The organism is Lysobacter sp. BMK333-48F3 (assembly GCF_019733395.1).
Lineage (GTDB): Bacteria > Pseudomonadota > Gammaproteobacteria > Xanthomonadales > Xanthomonadaceae > Lysobacter.
This window is the reverse complement of record NZ_JAIHOO010000001.1, coordinates 111,578-126,208: the sequence shown is the minus strand read 5'-3', so window position 1 is coordinate 126,208 and position 14,631 is coordinate 111,578. Positions and strand designations below refer to the sequence as shown.

At 69.3% G+C, this 14,631-nt stretch carries 13 protein-coding genes; 2 read left to right on the top strand and 11 right to left on the bottom strand.

From position 1 onward, the window contains the following. Positions 1-322 precede the first annotated feature (322 nt). Positions 323-1,816 (bottom strand): M20 family metallopeptidase, encoded by a 1,494-nt coding sequence (locus K4L06_RS00320; RefSeq protein ID WP_221669491.1) that lies wholly within the window; start codon positions 1,814-1,816, stop codon positions 323-325. 220 nt (positions 1,817-2,036) lie between these two features. Between K4L06_RS00320 and K4L06_RS00315 the strand changes: the two genes are divergently transcribed. Continuing rightward, a complete protein-coding gene (locus tag K4L06_RS00315; protein WP_064749266.1) occupies positions 2,037-2,375 on the top strand; it encodes a helix-hairpin-helix domain-containing protein in 339 nt (112 codons plus the stop codon). Positions 2,376-2,939: 564 nt separating this feature from the next. Then, complete coding sequence (locus K4L06_RS00310) at positions 2,940-3,566, top strand: HutD family protein (RefSeq protein WP_221669490.1); 627 nt, start codon at positions 2,940-2,942, stop codon at positions 3,564-3,566. Between the two features lie 14 nt (positions 3,567-3,580). Here K4L06_RS00310 and K4L06_RS00305 read toward each other — a convergent pair whose 3' ends face one another. The 10 genes from K4L06_RS00305 to K4L06_RS00260 all read right to left on the bottom strand — a co-directional run bounded on the left by K4L06_RS00305 (position 3,581) and on the right by K4L06_RS00260 (position 14,556). Then, positions 3,581-5,227, bottom strand: a complete 1,647-nt coding sequence (locus tag K4L06_RS00305) for a sulfite reductase subunit alpha (protein ID WP_221669489.1) — start codon at positions 5,225-5,227, stop codon at positions 3,581-3,583. Beyond that, a complete protein-coding gene (locus K4L06_RS00300; RefSeq protein WP_221669488.1) occupies positions 5,224-6,279 on the bottom strand; it encodes an FAD:protein FMN transferase in 1,056 nt (351 codons plus the stop codon). Before K4L06_RS00300 ends, K4L06_RS00305 begins: the two co-directional genes overlap by 4 nt. A gap of 6 nt (positions 6,280-6,285) precedes the next feature. Further along, positions 6,286-7,095: a DUF4198 domain-containing protein gene (locus K4L06_RS00295; protein ID WP_221669487.1), complete on the bottom strand. Its 810-nt coding sequence runs from the start codon at positions 7,093-7,095 to the stop codon at positions 6,286-6,288. A gap of 125 nt (positions 7,096-7,220) precedes the next feature. Continuing rightward, entirely contained in the window at positions 7,221-7,736 is a 516-nt protein-coding gene (locus tag K4L06_RS00290; RefSeq protein ID WP_221669486.1) for a DUF2271 domain-containing protein, read from the bottom strand. A 34-nt stretch (positions 7,737-7,770) separates the two neighbouring features. Continuing rightward, on the bottom strand, positions 7,771-8,403 hold the full coding sequence (locus tag K4L06_RS00285) for a PepSY-associated TM helix domain-containing protein (protein ID WP_221673469.1): 633 nt from the start codon (positions 8,401-8,403) through the stop codon (positions 7,771-7,773). 56 nt (positions 8,404-8,459) lie between these two features. Continuing rightward, complete coding sequence (locus K4L06_RS00280) at positions 8,460-9,146, bottom strand: Fe2+-dependent dioxygenase (RefSeq protein WP_221669485.1); 687 nt, start codon at positions 9,144-9,146, stop codon at positions 8,460-8,462. A gap of 137 nt (positions 9,147-9,283) precedes the next feature. After that, the gene (locus tag K4L06_RS00275) at positions 9,284-11,581 is read right to left on the bottom strand and encodes a TonB-dependent receptor (RefSeq protein WP_221669484.1); all 2,298 of its coding nucleotides are present in this window, start codon (positions 11,579-11,581) and stop codon (positions 9,284-9,286) included. A 684-nt stretch (positions 11,582-12,265) separates the two neighbouring features. Beyond that, positions 12,266-12,589, bottom strand: coding sequence for a non-heme iron oxygenase ferredoxin subunit (locus tag K4L06_RS00270; RefSeq protein ID WP_221669483.1), 324 nt, complete (start codon positions 12,587-12,589; stop codon positions 12,266-12,268). Between the two features lie 186 nt (positions 12,590-12,775). After that, on the bottom strand, positions 12,776-13,324 hold the full coding sequence (locus tag K4L06_RS00265) for a GNAT family N-acetyltransferase (protein ID WP_221669482.1): 549 nt from the start codon (positions 13,322-13,324) through the stop codon (positions 12,776-12,778). Continuing rightward, complete coding sequence (locus K4L06_RS00260; RefSeq protein WP_221669481.1) at positions 13,321-14,556, bottom strand: cysteine desulfurase; 1,236 nt, start codon at positions 14,554-14,556, stop codon at positions 13,321-13,323. The genes K4L06_RS00265 and K4L06_RS00260 overlap by 4 nt, the downstream gene beginning before the upstream one ends. Between the last annotated feature and the right edge of the window lie 75 nt (positions 14,557-14,631).

The window sequence follows — 14,631 nt, the reverse complement described above, 5'->3', positions numbered from 1 at the left end:
GCGGCTGGATCATGTGGCGGCGGCTGTCGCCGGCGCGTGATGCCGGGGGGGCGGGAATGGGGAATGGGGAATGGGGAATCGGGAATCGGGAATCGGGAATCGGGAATCGGGAGTCGGGAGTCGGGAATCGGGAATCGGGAATCGTTAGAGTTTCGGGCTGGGAGATTCACCTGCTTGCTGGGTCCAAGGGCAAAAAAAAAGCGGGCCCAAGAGGGCCCGCTTTTTACTCGCAGGAAGGGTCATCGAAACAAAGCTGCGGGCGATCCGATCGCCGCGCTCCCGCTTCTACGATTCCCGATTCCCCATTCCCGATTCCCGCCCCTCAGCAACAACCGTGATCGCCATGCCGATCGCCGCTGTCGGCGACCGCGGCCACGCCGGTGGTTTCGCCGCGCTGGCCGGCCAGGTGGTGCTCGGCGACCACGCGCGCGACGCAGGCGGTGACCCGCTTGCCCATCGGGATGTGCAGGAACTCGTTCGGGCCGTGCGCGTTGGAGTGCGGGCCGAGCACGCCGGTGATCATGAACTGCGCGCCCGGGAACTTCTCGCCGAGCATGCCCATGAACGGGATCGAGCCGCCTTCGCCCATGTACATCGCCGGCTGGCCGAAGAACTCGCGGCTGGAGGCGTCGATGGCCTGCGACAGCCACGACGACATCGCCGGCGCGTTCCAGCCGCTGGACGACTTTTCCAGTTCCAGCGAGACCTGGGCGCCGTTCGGCGGATCGCGCAGCAGCACTTCCTTGAGCAGTTCGCCGGCGCGCTTGCCGTCCAGGGTCGGCGGCAGGCGCAGCGACAGCTTGACCGAGGTGTGCGGGCGCAGCACGTTGCCGGCCGAGGCCAGCGGCGGCATGCCGTCGACGCCGGTCACCGACAGCGCCGGGCGCCAGGTGCGGTTGAGCACCAGCTCGGTCAGATCCTCGGCCATCGGCTTCATGCCGGGCAGGAACGGGAACTTGTCGTAGACCGCCGTGCCCAGCACCTTGGCCGCCTGGCGCGCCTGTGCGACGCGTTCTTCCGGCACGTCCACGTACAGGCCTTCGACCAGGATCTTGCCGTTGGTCTCGTCTTCCAGCCGCGACAGCAGCAGGCGCAGCAGGCGGAAGCTCGACGGCACCACGCCGGAGGCGTCGCCGGAGTGCACGCCTTCGCTGAGCACCTTGACCGTGAAGTTGCCGCCGGCCAGGCCGCGCAGCGAGGTGGTGCACCACAGCTGGTCGTAGTTGCCGCAGCCCGAATCCAGGCAGACCACCAGCGAGGGCTTGCCGATCCGGTCGGCCAGGTGGTCGACGTAGGCCGGCAGGTCGTAGCTGCCGGACTCCTCGCAGGCCTCGATCAGGATCACGCAGCGCGCATGCGGGACTTTCTGGTCCTGTAGGGCCAGGATCGCCGCCAGCGAGCCGAAGATCGCGTAGCCGTCGTCGGCGCCGCCGCGGCCGAACAGCTTGTCGCCCTTCAGCACCGGGGTCCACGGGCCCAGGCCGTCGTCCCAGCCGGTCATTTCCGGCTGCTTGTCCAGGTGCCCGTACAGCAGCACGCAATCGGAGTCGCTGCCGCCGTGGGCGGCCGGGATGTCGATGAAGATCAGCGGGGTACGGCCTTCCAGGCGGACCACCTCGACCTGCATGCCCGGGATCGGCTGCGCCTTGGCCCAGGTCTCCATCAGCCGGACGGCATCGTCCATATACCCGTGCTGGACCCAATCGGCGTCGAACATCGGCGACTTGTTGGGAATGCGGATGTATTCGACCAGTTGCGGGACGATCTCGTCGTCCCACTTCTGGCCGACGTAGCGGTCGACCTGGCTGGCGTCCATCGAGGAGCCTCTTGAGCGGGGAAGGGGGGCAGTTTACGCCTCCCGGGCCGTGTAGGACTTTTCCTACCCTGCGCTGCGGCTCCGCCCGACTTCATGGGGGCCGGGCCGGCGATAACCTGTGCGGGTCGAGACATGGAGACTGTCTCCACCGGCGGAACACAAGGACTCAAGGACGTACGGCCGCCGGCCCGGAATGGAATCCAATCTCAGGAGCACAACCATGAAGTCGTTTGCCCTCATTGCCCAGTCGCTGGTCCTGTCGCTGCTGCTTGCCGGCAGTGCCATCGCCTCGGAGAAGGTCAACATCAACAGCGCCGACGCGGCCACGCTGGATCGCGTGTTGCTCAACGTCGGCGCGTCCAAGGCCGAAGCCATCGTCGCCTACCGCAAGGCCAATGGGGCCTTCCGCAGCGCCGAGCAGTTGGCCTTGGTGAAGGGGATCGGTCTGAAGACGGTCGAAAAGAACCGGGACCGGATCGTGGTCGGCGGCGCCACCCAGGGCCGCCCGATCAACACTGCGGGCGCGATCGCCGCCCCGCGTGCCGCCAGCAAGCGTTGAATGAGTCTGCCGGCGCCGTAAGGACGCGGTACCGGCAGCTGATCGGGCAAGGATGCTCGAAGGATTCGGGGGGAGGTCCCTGGACACGGAAGTACGCTGCCCCGCCGCGGACGGATCCGCGGTGGGGCACACCCTTTTTCGGGAATCGGGAATCGGGAATCGGGATTCGGGATTGGGGAATCGGGAACCGGGAATGGCGGGGGCCGTGGCCCGGCGCGCTCTTGTAGGAGCGGCGTAAGCCGCGACAAGGGACGCGCAGAACGCCCCGACCGCATCGTCATCCATCGAAGCCCCGTTGCTCAGGGGTAGGAGCGACGCCCCACAGGGATTTCCTTCGGTCACAAGCCGCGACCCCGGGACGCGTAGAAAACCCAACCCCCCGCGCCCCCAACGAAGCACCGCCTCGCCCGCACCGCACCTCTTGGCGTTTCGCGGTTGCCCAGCGCTTTCGCCCCGCCCGCCGCCGCACCGCTGCCTACCCCGATCGCACCGTCCGCTCGCCTCGCGCTTGGGCCGCCCCGCCGCAGCGCCTAAACTGCGCCATCGCCCTCCGCCTGCGCGCCCATGTCCGACAGCCTGTCCTGGTCCATCCCCGCCAACGAGTACCGGCGCGAACGCTGGCGCAACCAGTTCGGCTGGACCCGCGAGATCGTGCGCATGCGCCGCGATGCCGCCGGGCTGGACCGCCCTTGCGAGGACGAAGGCGAAGACTGGGACTGGCGCCTGTCGATCGCGGAGATCGAGCGCGATGCGCCGTTCTCCGCGTTTCCCGGCATCGACCGCGAACTGGTCCTGCTCAGCGGCAACGGCCTGCGCCTGCGCTTCGACGACGGCGAGAGCCACGAACTGCTGCCGCCGCACGATAAGCTGCGTTTCGCCGGCGAACGCACGGTGCAGGGCGAACTGCTCGACGGCCCGACCCACGACTTCAACCTGATGTGGCGCCGCGACCGGGTCCGCGCCGAGCTCTGGCACCGGCCGCTGGTCGGGCCGATGGTGTTGTTCGCCGAGCCGGGCCAGACCTGGGCCGTGCACCTGCTCGCCGGCCAAGCGCGCTTCGCCGACGACTCGTCGCTGCCGCCGCTGCAAATGGGCGACACCGCCTTCCTCGCCGCCGGCAGCGAACGCCTGCGCGGCGTGCTCGACGGCGGCGGCGAAGTGCTGCTGGTGCGGGTGGCCGCGCTCGACTGAGCGCGTGCGGCGGCTCAGTACACGTCGCGCCGATAGCGGCCCTGCGCCGCCAGGTCTTCCAGCGCCTCGACGCCGATCGCTTCGTGCAGCGCCGCTTCGACCGCCGGCGCCATGCCTTCCAGGCTGCCGCAGACGTAGATCGCCGCGCCGGCGGCGACCCATTCGCGCAGCCGCGGCAATTGCTCGCGCAAACGGTCCTGGACATAGACCCGGGCTTCGCCATCGCGCGAGAACGCGTAGTCGGCGCGCTCGATCGCGCCGGCCGCCAGCCAGGCCTCGAGCTCGTCGCGGTAGTGCAGGTCGCAGGCGGCGTTGCGTTCGCCGAACAGCAGCCAGTTGCGGCGATGGCCGGCTGCGATGCGGGTCTTGAGCAGGGCGCGCAGCCCGGCCAGGCCGGTGCCGTTGCCGATCAGCAGCATCGGCCGCGCATCGTCGGGCGCGTGGAAGGAGGGATTGCTGCGGATGCGCAGGTCGATCTCGCCGCCGGGCAAGGCATGCTCGGTCAGCCAACCGCTGCCGAGGCCGAGCCGGCCGTCGTCGCGGCGCATCTGCCGCACCAGCAATTGCAGCGAACCGTCCGCCGGCAGCGAGGCGATCGAGTACTCGCGATGCGGCAGCGGCTGCAGGGCGTCGGCGACCGCCTGTGCGCCCTGGCCGACGCAGCCGGCCGGATCGGGCAGGCGCGAGCCGGCCAGGGCCTCGGCCAGCGGCTGCGAAGCCTCGCCGCGCCGCACCGCCTGGGCGCCGTCCAGCCCGGCCTGGGCCAGCCAGTGGGCGACCTCGGCATCGGCGTTGCGCGGGCCGATTTCGGCGATATCGCCGGCGCGCCAGTCGGCGGCGCTGCCGTCGGCCGGGGTCAGGGCGATATGGAAGGCCGGCGCGCCGGCGCTGCCGGGATTGGATTGGCGGCGTTGCTGCAGGCGCCAGGCGGTGTAGGTCGGCGCGCTCCAGTCGGGCAGGTCGGTGCGGCCGGCGAGCAGGCCCAGATGGTGCTGCCAATGGCGCAGGGCGCCGGCCTCGCCGTTGTCGACCTCGACCAGGTCGAACAGCGGCTGGGCGCCGGCATGGCGCAGCCAGTGATCGAGGCGATGGCCGAAGGCGCAGTACTCGCGGTACTCGCGGTCGCCGAGGGCGAGCACGCCGTAGCCCAGCTGCGGCAGCGCCGCGGCCGCGCCCATGACCCGGCGCACGTACGCGGCGGCGCTGTCGGGCGCGTCGCCTTCGCCGGTGGTGCTGACCACGAACAGGGCGCGCCGGTAACGCGCCAGACGCTCGGCGTCGAGGCTGCCGAGCACGGCCAGATCGGCGCGCAGTCCGGCCTCGCTCAGCGCCGCATGGCTGCGCCGCGCCAGTTGTTCGGCGAAACCGGTCTGGCTGGCGAAGGCGATCAGCCAGTCGCCGGGCGCATCGGGCGAGGCCGCCGGCAAGGCGTCGCGCCGCGCGCGTCGCGCCCGCGACACCGCGACCGTCGCGACGAAGCCGGCATAGGCGGCGAGCAGGGCGGCGGCCAGCCACCAGCGGCCGCGCCCGGGCGAAATCCACTGCCAGGGTTCGGCCTGCCACTGCGCCAGCCCGTAGGCCAATGCGATCAGCGCGAGCAGGACCAGGGCGTTGCCGATCGTCCCCAACTCGAGACGGCGGCGCGGTGCGACGACGCTCATGCGGCGCGCTGCCGGGCGAGGAAGGCGGGCGTGCTGCGGGCGACGAAGCGTTCGCCTTCGCGCACTACGAACAACGCGGCCAGGCCGCGGCGATTGGCGTAAGCCAGGCCCGCGCGCGCGCCGAGCACGCCGAGCGCGGTGGCCAGGCCGTCGGCGTGCATGCACTGCGCATGCAGCACGGTGACCGAAGCCAACTCGCTATCGATCGGCGCACCGCTGCGCGGGTCCAGGGTGTGCGCGTAGCGGCGGCCGTCGGCGTCGAAGTAGCGCCGGTAGTCGCCCGAGGTGGCGATCGCATCGCCGTCGAGCGCGATCACCGCGGCGGCGTCGCCGGCGCTGCCGCCGGGCTGTTCGATCGCCACCCGCCAGGCGCCGCCGTCGGGGCGGCGGCCGTGACCGCGCAGTTCGCCGCCGACTTCGACCAGGCAATGCTCGACGCCCTGCGCCAGCAGCCAGTCGGCGACGCGGTCGACGCCGTAGCCCTTGGCGATCGAGGACAAATCCAGATAAGCGCCGCCGGGTTGGCTCAGCTCGCGCGCGGCGGCGTCGTAGCCGAGCCGGCGCCAGTCGACCCGTGCGCGCGCGGCGGCCAGCGCATCGGCGGCGGGCGCCTGCGCGCGCGCGCCGGCGGGACCGAAGCCCCACAGGTCGACCAGCGGGCCGACCGTGGGGTCGTACGCGCCGTCGCTGTCCGCGGCCAGGGCCAAGGCGGCCCGCAGCACCTCGCCGAACTCGGCCGGCAATACGTGGCGGCTGCCGGCCTCGGCGCGGTTGTAGCGGCTGATGTCCGAGCCGCTTTCCCAGGTGCTCATCTGCGCGACCACCTGGTCGAGCCGGGCCTGGACGCCGCGTTCCAGCGCCGGCAGCGCCGATGCCGCGGCGACCAGCTTGACCGACCAGGTCGTGCCCATGGTCGCGCCGCTCAGGGTATGCAACGCCGCGGCCGGGGCCGCGGCGAAACGCAGCTTCGCCGTCGCCGGCGCGCCGGCAGGAGCGTGCGCGATGCCGGCGACGGCACCCGACCAGCTCCAGCGCGGCGTCGACGAGGTCATCGGCGCTTACTGCGGCAGCACTTCGAACACGGCGACGTAGCTCAGCCGGCGCTGCTTGGCTTCGACGAGCGTGGTCTTGGCGTCTTCGCTGGCGGTTTCCAGCCAGTACATGCCGGCCGCCGGCCACTTCACTTCGAACTTGCCGTCGGCGCCGGTGGTGAGGTGGATCTCGTTCTGCTGATCGCGGTAGCGGGTCGCGCCCGGCACGATCTCGACCTTCAGGCCCGCGGCCGGCTTGCCGTCGACCAGCAACTGGAAGCTCGCGCTTTCGCCGGCGAACAGGTCGTTGGGATGGGTCACCGGCACCAGCTCGATGCCCTTGCCGGTGGTCTTGAACGCGCCGGTGCTCGGCTGGCCGACGGTGGCGAAGGTCTCGACCCGGCCCAGGCTTTCCGAGGCGCTGACTTCGGTCGCGCCGGCCGGGATGCCGGCCTTGAACTCGCTGGCCTTGCCGCGCCAGCGCTTGGCTTCGCCGCCGAGCTTGTAGCTGGCGAACATGCCTTCGTTGTTCATCGCGATCTTATAGGTGCCTTCCTGGCTCAGCTCGACGTCGAACACGCTGCGCAGCTTGCCGGTCGCGGGGTTCTGCGGCTGCACGGCGCTGCCGTCCGGAGCGGTGATCTGCAGCCGCTCCAGCGGCAGCGGCACGTGGTTGAAATAGAACAGGTCGTTGGACACCGCCGCGTCGACGGTGAGCCAGGCGCCCTTGGTCGAGAACACGGTCTGCGACGGCTGCAGCCAGGCCTTGTGCGCCTGCGCGGCGCCGGCGAAAGCGAACGTAGCGACGGCGGCTGCGGCGAGGAGTTTGAGTTTCATGGCTTTGGGTCCGGGAATGGAGGATGGGGAATGGGGAATCGTTAAAGCAGGAGCGGCGGGACGGGCGGAGACGGGGGCGGAATGGCTCGAACCATTCCCCATTCCCTATTCCCCATTCCCGGCTCTCAAGGCTTCACCGCCACCTTCACCTTGCCCAGTTCGGTCTTGCCCTGCGCGGACAGGTTCTGCGCCTTGCCGGGCCACTGGAAGGGAATGCTGACCATCTCGCGGCCGCCGACTTCGCGCGCGGCTTCGACCACCAGGATGTAGTTGCCCGGCGCGAGGGCGGCGAGCTGCTTGCCGTTGCCCTTGAACGAGAGCGCGTGCTGGCCGACCGGGCGGGTCGCGCCGCTGACGCCGTCGACCGGCATGCTCAGGCTGCGGCCGCTGCGCCGCCACCACTGGCGCATGTCCTTCAGCCACTTGGTGCCTTCGCCGTTCTTCATGTCGACGTCGTACCAGACCGCCAGGTTGCTGGCGACGGTGTTGTCGGCCTTTTCGATCCAGGCCGCGACGTAGGGGCGGTGGTACTCGGCGGCGTTGATGCGCGGGATCTCGATGTTGAGTTCCAGATCGGCCGCGAACGCCGGCATCGGCAGCGCCAGCGCCGGAATCAGGACTTTGAACGACGACAGCTTCATGGATCGGCTCCTAGCGGTAATACGGATTCGGATGTCAGTGCATGAACAGGACGACGATCAGCAGCGGCACGGCCAGGCCCAGCGCGACCAGCGGCCAGGTCTTGCCGCGCTGGCGCGCGTGCAACTGCAGCAGCCACAGCCCGGTCAGGGCGAACAGCAGGCAGGCCACCGCGAACAGGTCGATGAACCAGCGCCAGGCGGTGCCGGTGTTGCGGCCTTTGTGCAGATCGTTGAGCCAGGCGATCCAGCCGCGGTCGGTGCGTTCGTATTCGATCGCGCCGCTCTCGCGGTCGATGCTGAGCCAGGCGTCGCCGCCCGGACGCGGCAGCGACACGTAGACGTCGGCATCGGACCACTCGCCCTTGCGTCCTTCGGTGCGCACGTCCAACGCATCGGCGAGCCAGTCGTTGACCGCGCCCGGCAACGGCGCGTCTTCGGCGCGCTCGGCTTTCAGGCTGCGCAGCAGGCTGGCCGGCAGGGTTTCCTTGAGATTGACCACCACCGGTTCGGATTCGATCTGCGCGGCGTGGTTGAGAGTGATGCCGGTGGCGGCGAACAGCAGCAACGCGATCAGGCTGACCGCGGCGCTGATCCAGTGCCAGCGGTGCAGGGTCTTGAGCCAATAGGCGCGACGGTTGGGATCGATCGTGCCCGAAGTGGCCTTGATTGGGCCGGCTTTGATCGAGCCGGTCCTGATCGCGCGGTCGTCGCTGCTGGCCGCACTCACGTCTGGCTCCAGCGTCGCAGCAGGTTGTGGTAGACGCCGGTCAGCTGGACCAGGGCCGGATGCTCGGGCACGTCGGCGCTCAGGCGCCGGATCGAGACGTCGAGTTCGAACATCAGCCGCCGCTGCGCGTCTTCCGGCAACAGGCTCTGGATCCAGAAGAACGAAGCCACCCGCGCGCCGCGGGTGACCGGGGTGACCTTATGCAGGCTGGTGCCGGGGTAGAGCACCAGGTCGCCGGCCGCCAGCTTGATGCTGTGGCTGCCGTAGGTGTCTTCGATCACCAGTTCGCCGCCGTCGTATTCCTCCGGCGCGCTCAGGAACAAGGTCGCCGACAGGTCGGTGCGCACCGCGTCCATGCCGCCGCGGCTGCGGTCGTAGCGGATCGCGTTGTCGACGTGGAAGCCGAACGACTGGCCGCCGGCATAGCGGTTGAACAGCGGCGGATACACCCGCTGCGGCAGCGCGGCGGAGAAGAAGGTCGGGTTCTTCGACAGCGCGTCGAGGATCAGCGCGCCGAGTTCGCGCGCGGCCGGATCGGTTTCGGGCAGCTGCGCGTTGTCCTTGGCCTTGGCCGACTGATGGCCGGCGGTGATGCGGCCGTCGGCCCAGCCGGCCTGGTCCAGGCGCGCCCGGCAATGGGCGACCTGTTCGGCGGTGAGCACCTTGGGAACGTGCAGCAGCATGGTTTTCCTCAATGCGCGCGCCCGGGAGGTCCCGGGCGGCGCGCTGGACCGTGGAGGTCCGATTAGAGCGTGAACCCGGCGGCGGGCGCCAGCCGGGCCGCCTCGCTACCGGCGCGAGCCGGTAGCGGGCCCTAAGCTCAGAACGAGAAGTTCGCGCTCAGCACCACCTGGCGGCCGTCGCCCGGGGTCGCCCAACCGTTGTTGCGGATACGGGTGAAGTATTCCTCGTCGGTCAGGTTGTTGACGTTGAGCTGCAGCGAGGCCTGGCGGTTGATCTTGTAGTTGACCATCGCACGGTGGGTCCAGTAGCTGCCGTAGGTGGTCAGCGGGCCGTTGACGTTGGTCGCGCTGTGCTGAGTCAGCCAGATCTTGCCCTGGTAGGTCGCGCCGTAGCCGACCTGCCAGCGCGGGCTGATGTCGTAGGTGGTCCACAGGCTGAAGGCGTGCTCCGGCACCTGGGTCAGGCGGTCGCCGCGGGTGTAGTCCAGGCCCAGGTTGGCCTGGCGGTCGGACACGCCCTGCAGCACTTCGCTGTCGAGGAAGGCGTAGTTGGCGTACACCGCCCACTGGTCGGTCAGCAGGCCGGACAGGCCGAGCATCACGCCGTCGACGCGGGCGCGGCCGTCGAGCTGCTGCAGGCCGGTCAGGTTGGCCGGGTTGTCCAGGTCGGCGACCTTATAGTTCTTGCGGTCGTTGCGGAACACCGAGCCGGTCAGCGCCAGGCGGCCGTCGAGGAAGTCCCACTTGGTGCCGATTTCGTAATTGACCGCGGTTTCCGGATCGACCGAGCAGGTCTGCGCGGTGCACGAGCCGTTGACCGAGGCCTTGGACGGGGTCTTGGAGTTGCCGTAGGCGACGTAGATGCTGCCGTTCTCGACCGGCTTGTAGACCAGGCCGGCGCGGTAGGAGAACAGGTCGTCGTTGCTCTTGAACGGCACGCCGTAGCCGGTGACGGTGCCGATCGGCAGCGCCGGCAGCGGCTGGTTGGCCGCGGTCGGGGCCTGCACCACCACCGCGTTGGTGGTCTTGCCTTCGTTGCGCTCGTAGCGCGCGCCCAGGCTCAGCTGCCACTGTTCGTTGAACTTCAGCGTGTCGAACACGTAGATCGCGCGGTTGTCGAGCTCGCCTTCGGTGCGGCCGGTCAGGGTGCGGTTGAGCGGGCCGCGGTAGATGTGGTCCGGACGGGCGATGTCCATCTGCGGCAGGCCGGCGAGGAACGGGTTGGTGCCGTTGGGGTTGCGGAAGTCGCTGGTGACGTCGAGGTCGAATTCTTCGTGCAGCACCGAGAAGCCGGCCACCAGGTCGTGCTCGATCGCGCCGGTGTTGAACTGCACGGTCAGGTCGGTCTGGTTGTACAGCGAGGTGTTGCGGGTGTCGCGGCCGTAGCCGCGCGGGCCGCTCGGGCTGTAGTTGCCGGGACGGGTGCTGCCGCAGGCGGCACCGAGCGGAGTGCGGTTGTTGGCCAGGCACCAGGTGCCCTGCACGGCGTCGACCAGGGAGAACTGGTCGACCTGCTGCCAGCGGGTCAGGTTGCGGATCTTGAACGCGTCGCTGAAGTTGTGCTCGACGATCGAGGTCAGCGAGTCGAGATCGATGTCCTGCTTGTCGATGTTGCTGTAGCCGTAGTAGTTGCCGCGATCGATGCCGGGCAGCACGTCGCCGTTGAAGAACGGCAGGCCGTATTGCGGGGTGTTCTGGTCTTCCTGATGGATGTAGTTCAGGGTCCAGGTGGTGTCGCTGCCGAGGCCGAAGGCCAGCGAGGCGGCCACGCCCCAGCGCTCGTTCTGCTCGACGTCGCGGCCCGGCACGTCGTTCTGGTGCGCCATCGCGTTCAGGCGCAGCGCGCTGCCTTCGCCGAGGACGAAGTTGCTGTCGGTGGTGACGCGCCCGTAGCTGTCGGTGCCGGCGGCGATCGAGGCTTTGTGGAACTCGTTGAGGCTGGCGCTCTTGGTCACCAGGTTGACCGTGCCGCCGACCGAGCCGGCGCCGGAGTAGACCGAGTTGGCGCCGTTGACGACTTCGACCGCTTCCAGGTTGAACGGATCGGTGCGGCTGTAGAGACCGCTGTCGCGCACGCCGTCGACGGTGATGTCGTTGCTGGCGTCGAAGCCGCGCAGGTTGATCTTGTCGCCGAAGCCGCCGCCGCCTTCGCCGGCGCCGAAGGTGATGCCCGGCAGGGTGCTGAGGATGTCGGTCAGCGACAGCAGGTTCTGGCCGTCGATGGTGTTGCGGTCGATCACCGTGATCGTCTGCGGGGTGTCGCGCAGGTTCGCCGTGTACTTGCCGCTGCTGGCCTTCTCCACGCGATGGCCGTGGACGGCGACGCCGTCGAGGTCCTTGGCCTGCGGTTCGGGCGCGGGGGCGGCCACGGCCGGCAGGGTGAAAGCGAGGGCGAGCGCAGCCGCGAGCGGCGACACGACGAACTTCGAAGTCATGGGAATCTCTGGGATTGCGGGTTGACGGCGCGGGGGCCGCGTCAGGGCGCGATCTTAATGAGATGAATTCTCATTTGCAACGAATTGTGAACAATTCGAGGGTCCTGTAACCGTTTCCGGTGTACGCCCGTGCGCAACCGGGCGGTTCGGAGGGGGCTCGGATGGGGCAGGGACGCTCGCGACGGGCCGGCCTTCGGGGTAGGAGCGGCGCCAGCCGCGACCGCGCGGCCGCGGCCAAAGGAGTCGTGGGTGCCGGCGTCGCGAGCGCGATCGGCAGCCCCCTTTGACAAAGGGGGCGAGCGCCCGGCGCGAGTGCGAAGTCCGACGAGCGTGGCGGCGCGGGGGATTTGCTTGGGCTTTGGCTTTGCGCAACGGCAACAGCAAATCCCCCCTGGCCCCCCTTTTTCAAAGGGGGGAACAGCAAAAGGGGGCGTGGGTGCTGAGGGCGCGAGCGCGATCGATGGCCCCCTTTGAAAAAGGGGGCGAGCGCCCGGCGTTAGTGTGAAGTCCGACGAATGTGGCGGCGCGGGGGATTTGCTTTGGCTTTGCGCAACGGCAAAACAAATCCCCCCAGCCCCCTTTTTCAAAGGGGGGAACAGCCAAGGCGGAGTGTCGGCTGCTGGAACTACCCGCGCGATCTGTGGCGCGGTTGCGAGAGGCGGCCGGAGGGCCGCGTCGGGGCGCTCAGTCGCGGTCGTCGCGAGTCCAGACCCCGCCGTCTTCGACCTTGACCGGGAACTTGGCTACCGGTTCGTAGGCCGGCGCACACAGGGGGCGGCCGTCGCGGACGTCGAAGCGGGCGCCGTGCAGCACGCATTCGATGCTGGCTTGCTCGCCGTCGAAGGTGCCCGAAGACAGCTCGAAGTCCTCGTGCGAGCAGCGGTCTTCCAGCGCGTAGTAGTCGCCGTCGTAGTTGCAGACGAAGATCGGAGTGTCCCCGTCCCAGGCGACGGTGGATTCGCCGGGCAGCAGTTGCGAGGTGGCGCAGACGAATACCCAGTCGCCCATGGCGTTGTTTCCTTTGGAACGGGATTTTGGATTTGGGATTCGGGATTGGTCGGAGCAAGACCGTATCGCTCCTCGATCCCGATCCTTTGTGCCGAAGCCGGGGTCGGGAGCCGCGATTCGTCGGCCAAGCGCAGCACCTGCTGTTGCTTGCCCCATCCCGAATCCCAACCCCCCAATCCCCGCTCCTCAGAACGTCTTCTCGAGCACTTCGAAGCTGAGGTCGTCGCGCTTGGGCAGGCCGAAACGCGCGTCGCCGTAGGGGAAGGGCTTGATCGTGCCGGTGCGCACGTAACCGCGGCGCAGGTAGAACTGGATCAGTTCCTCGCGCACGTTGATCACGGTCATGCGGATCGACGGCAGCCGCCAGTCCTCGCGCGCGATGCGTTCGGATTCTTCGATCATGCGCTTGCCGATGCCGCCGCCCTGCAGGGTCGGCTTGACCGAGAACATGCCGAAATAGCCGGCGCCGTCCTCGATCGCGACATGGGCGCAGGCCAGCAGCTCGACCTGGCCGTCGGCGGCGCCGCGCTCGCCGAGCAGGATCACGCTGTCGGGCTTGGCCAGGAAGGCGTGGATTTCGTCCGGACCGGTGCGGCGGCCGTCGAGGAAGTCGGCCTCGGTGGTCCAGCCGACCCGGCTGGAATCGCCGCGGTAGGCCGATTCGACCAGGGCGACGATGGCGTCGGTGTCGGCCACGGTGGCGTGGCGGAAGCGCAGGGAGTCGGGGGCGGTCATGCGAGCAGCTTGCGGACTTTGTGGAGGGCGGCGACGAAGGCGTCGATCTCGTCGTGGGTGTTGTAGTAGGCGAGCGAGGCGCGGCAGGTCGCCGGCACGCCGAAGTGCTGCATCAGCGGATGCGCGCAGTGGTGGCCGGAGCGGATCGCCACGCCCTCCAGGTCGAGCAGGGTGGCCAGGTCGTGGGCGTGCGCGCCTTCGATCAGGAAGCTCACCACCGCCGCCTTCTCCTGCGCCCGGCCGAACACGCGCAGCCCCGGTACTTCGGCCAGGGCGGCGTTGAAGTGGGCCAGCAGCTCCTGTTCGCGCGCGTCGACCTGGGCCATGCCCAGCGCCGAGAGGTAATCCACCGCCGCGCCCAGGCCGACGAAGCCGGCGATGTTGGGCGTGCCGGCCTCGAACTTGCGCGGACCCTCGGCGAACACGGTGCCTTCGAATCGCACTTCCTTGATCATCTCGCCGCCGCCGACGAACGGCGGCATCGCGTCGAGATGTTCGCGCCGCGCCCACAGCGCGCCGGTGCCGGTCGGGCCGCTCATCTTGTGGCCGGTGACGGCGTAGAAATCGCAGCCGATCGCGCTCACGTCGAGGGCGCGGTGCGGCGCCGCCTGCGAGCCGTCCACCAGCGTGACGATGCCGCGCTTGCGCGCCTCGCGGCAGATCTCGCGCACCGGGTTGACTGTGCCGAGCACGTTGGAGACATGGGTCAGGGCCAGCAGCTTCACCTCGGGGGTGAGCAGGCCGTAGAGCTGGGCCAGGTCGAGCTGGCCCAACTCGTCGAGTTCGGCGACCTTGATCGTCGCGCCGGTGCGCTGGGCGACCAACTGCCAGGGCACGATGTTGGCGTGGTGCTCCATCCGGGTCAGCACGATCGCGTCGCCCGGCTGCAGCCGCGGCAGGGCCCAGGAGTAGGCGACCAGGTTGATCGCGAAGGTGGTGCCGCTGCACAGCACCAACTCGTCGGCGCGCACGTTGAGGAAGCGCGCCAGCTTGGCCCGCACGCCTTCGTAGGCCTCGGTGGCCTCGGTGCCGAGCGCATGCACGGCGCGGCTGACGTTGGCGTTGTGGCGGCGATAGAAATCGTCCACCGCCTCGATCACCGCGGCCGGCTTCTGGCCGGTGTTGGCCGAGTCGAAATAGATCAGCGGCTTGCCGTGGACCTGGCGGGTCAGCACCGGGAAGTCGGCGCGGACGGCGGTCCAGTCGGGAGCGGCAGGGAGGGCGGCGGTCATTCGTTGTATTCCGGTGGGGCCAGAAACGAGCGGAGAGGAACGGGTCTGGAGAAAAGAACGCTGGCGCCGAGGACT

Excerpts from the sequence above, each read along its gene's own strand:
- K4L06_RS00320 (WP_221669491.1), bottom strand. The coding sequence starts at position 1,816 with ATGGACGCCAGCCAGGTCGACCGCTACGTCGGCCAGAAGTGGGACGAC.
- K4L06_RS00315 (WP_064749266.1), top strand. The coding sequence starts at position 2,037 with ATGAAGTCGTTTGCCCTCATTGCCCAGTCGCTGGTCCTGTCGCTGCTG.
- K4L06_RS00310 (WP_221669490.1), top strand. The coding sequence starts at position 2,940 with ATGTCCGACAGCCTGTCCTGGTCCATCCCCGCCAACGAGTACCGGCGC.
- K4L06_RS00305 (WP_221669489.1), bottom strand. The coding sequence starts at position 5,227 with ATGAGCGTCGTCGCACCGCGCCGCCGTCTCGAGTTGGGGACGATCGGC.
- K4L06_RS00300 (WP_221669488.1), bottom strand. The coding sequence starts at position 6,279 with ATGACCTCGTCGACGCCGCGCTGGAGCTGGTCGGGTGCCGTCGCCGGC.
- K4L06_RS00295 (WP_221669487.1), bottom strand. The coding sequence starts at position 7,095 with ATGAAACTCAAACTCCTCGCCGCAGCCGCCGTCGCTACGTTCGCTTTC.
- K4L06_RS00290 (WP_221669486.1), bottom strand. The coding sequence starts at position 7,736 with ATGAAGCTGTCGTCGTTCAAAGTCCTGATTCCGGCGCTGGCGCTGCCG.
- K4L06_RS00280 (WP_221669485.1), bottom strand. The coding sequence starts at position 9,146 with ATGCTGCTGCACGTTCCCAAGGTGCTCACCGCCGAACAGGTCGCCCAT.
- K4L06_RS00275 (WP_221669484.1), bottom strand. The coding sequence starts at position 11,581 with ATGACTTCGAAGTTCGTCGTGTCGCCGCTCGCGGCTGCGCTCGCCCTC.
- K4L06_RS00270 (WP_221669483.1), bottom strand. The coding sequence starts at position 12,589 with ATGGGCGACTGGGTATTCGTCTGCGCCACCTCGCAACTGCTGCCCGGC.
- K4L06_RS00265 (WP_221669482.1), bottom strand. The coding sequence starts at position 13,324 with ATGACCGCCCCCGACTCCCTGCGCTTCCGCCACGCCACCGTGGCCGAC.
- K4L06_RS00260 (WP_221669481.1), bottom strand. The coding sequence starts at position 14,556 with ATGACCGCCGCCCTCCCTGCCGCTCCCGACTGGACCGCCGTCCGCGCC.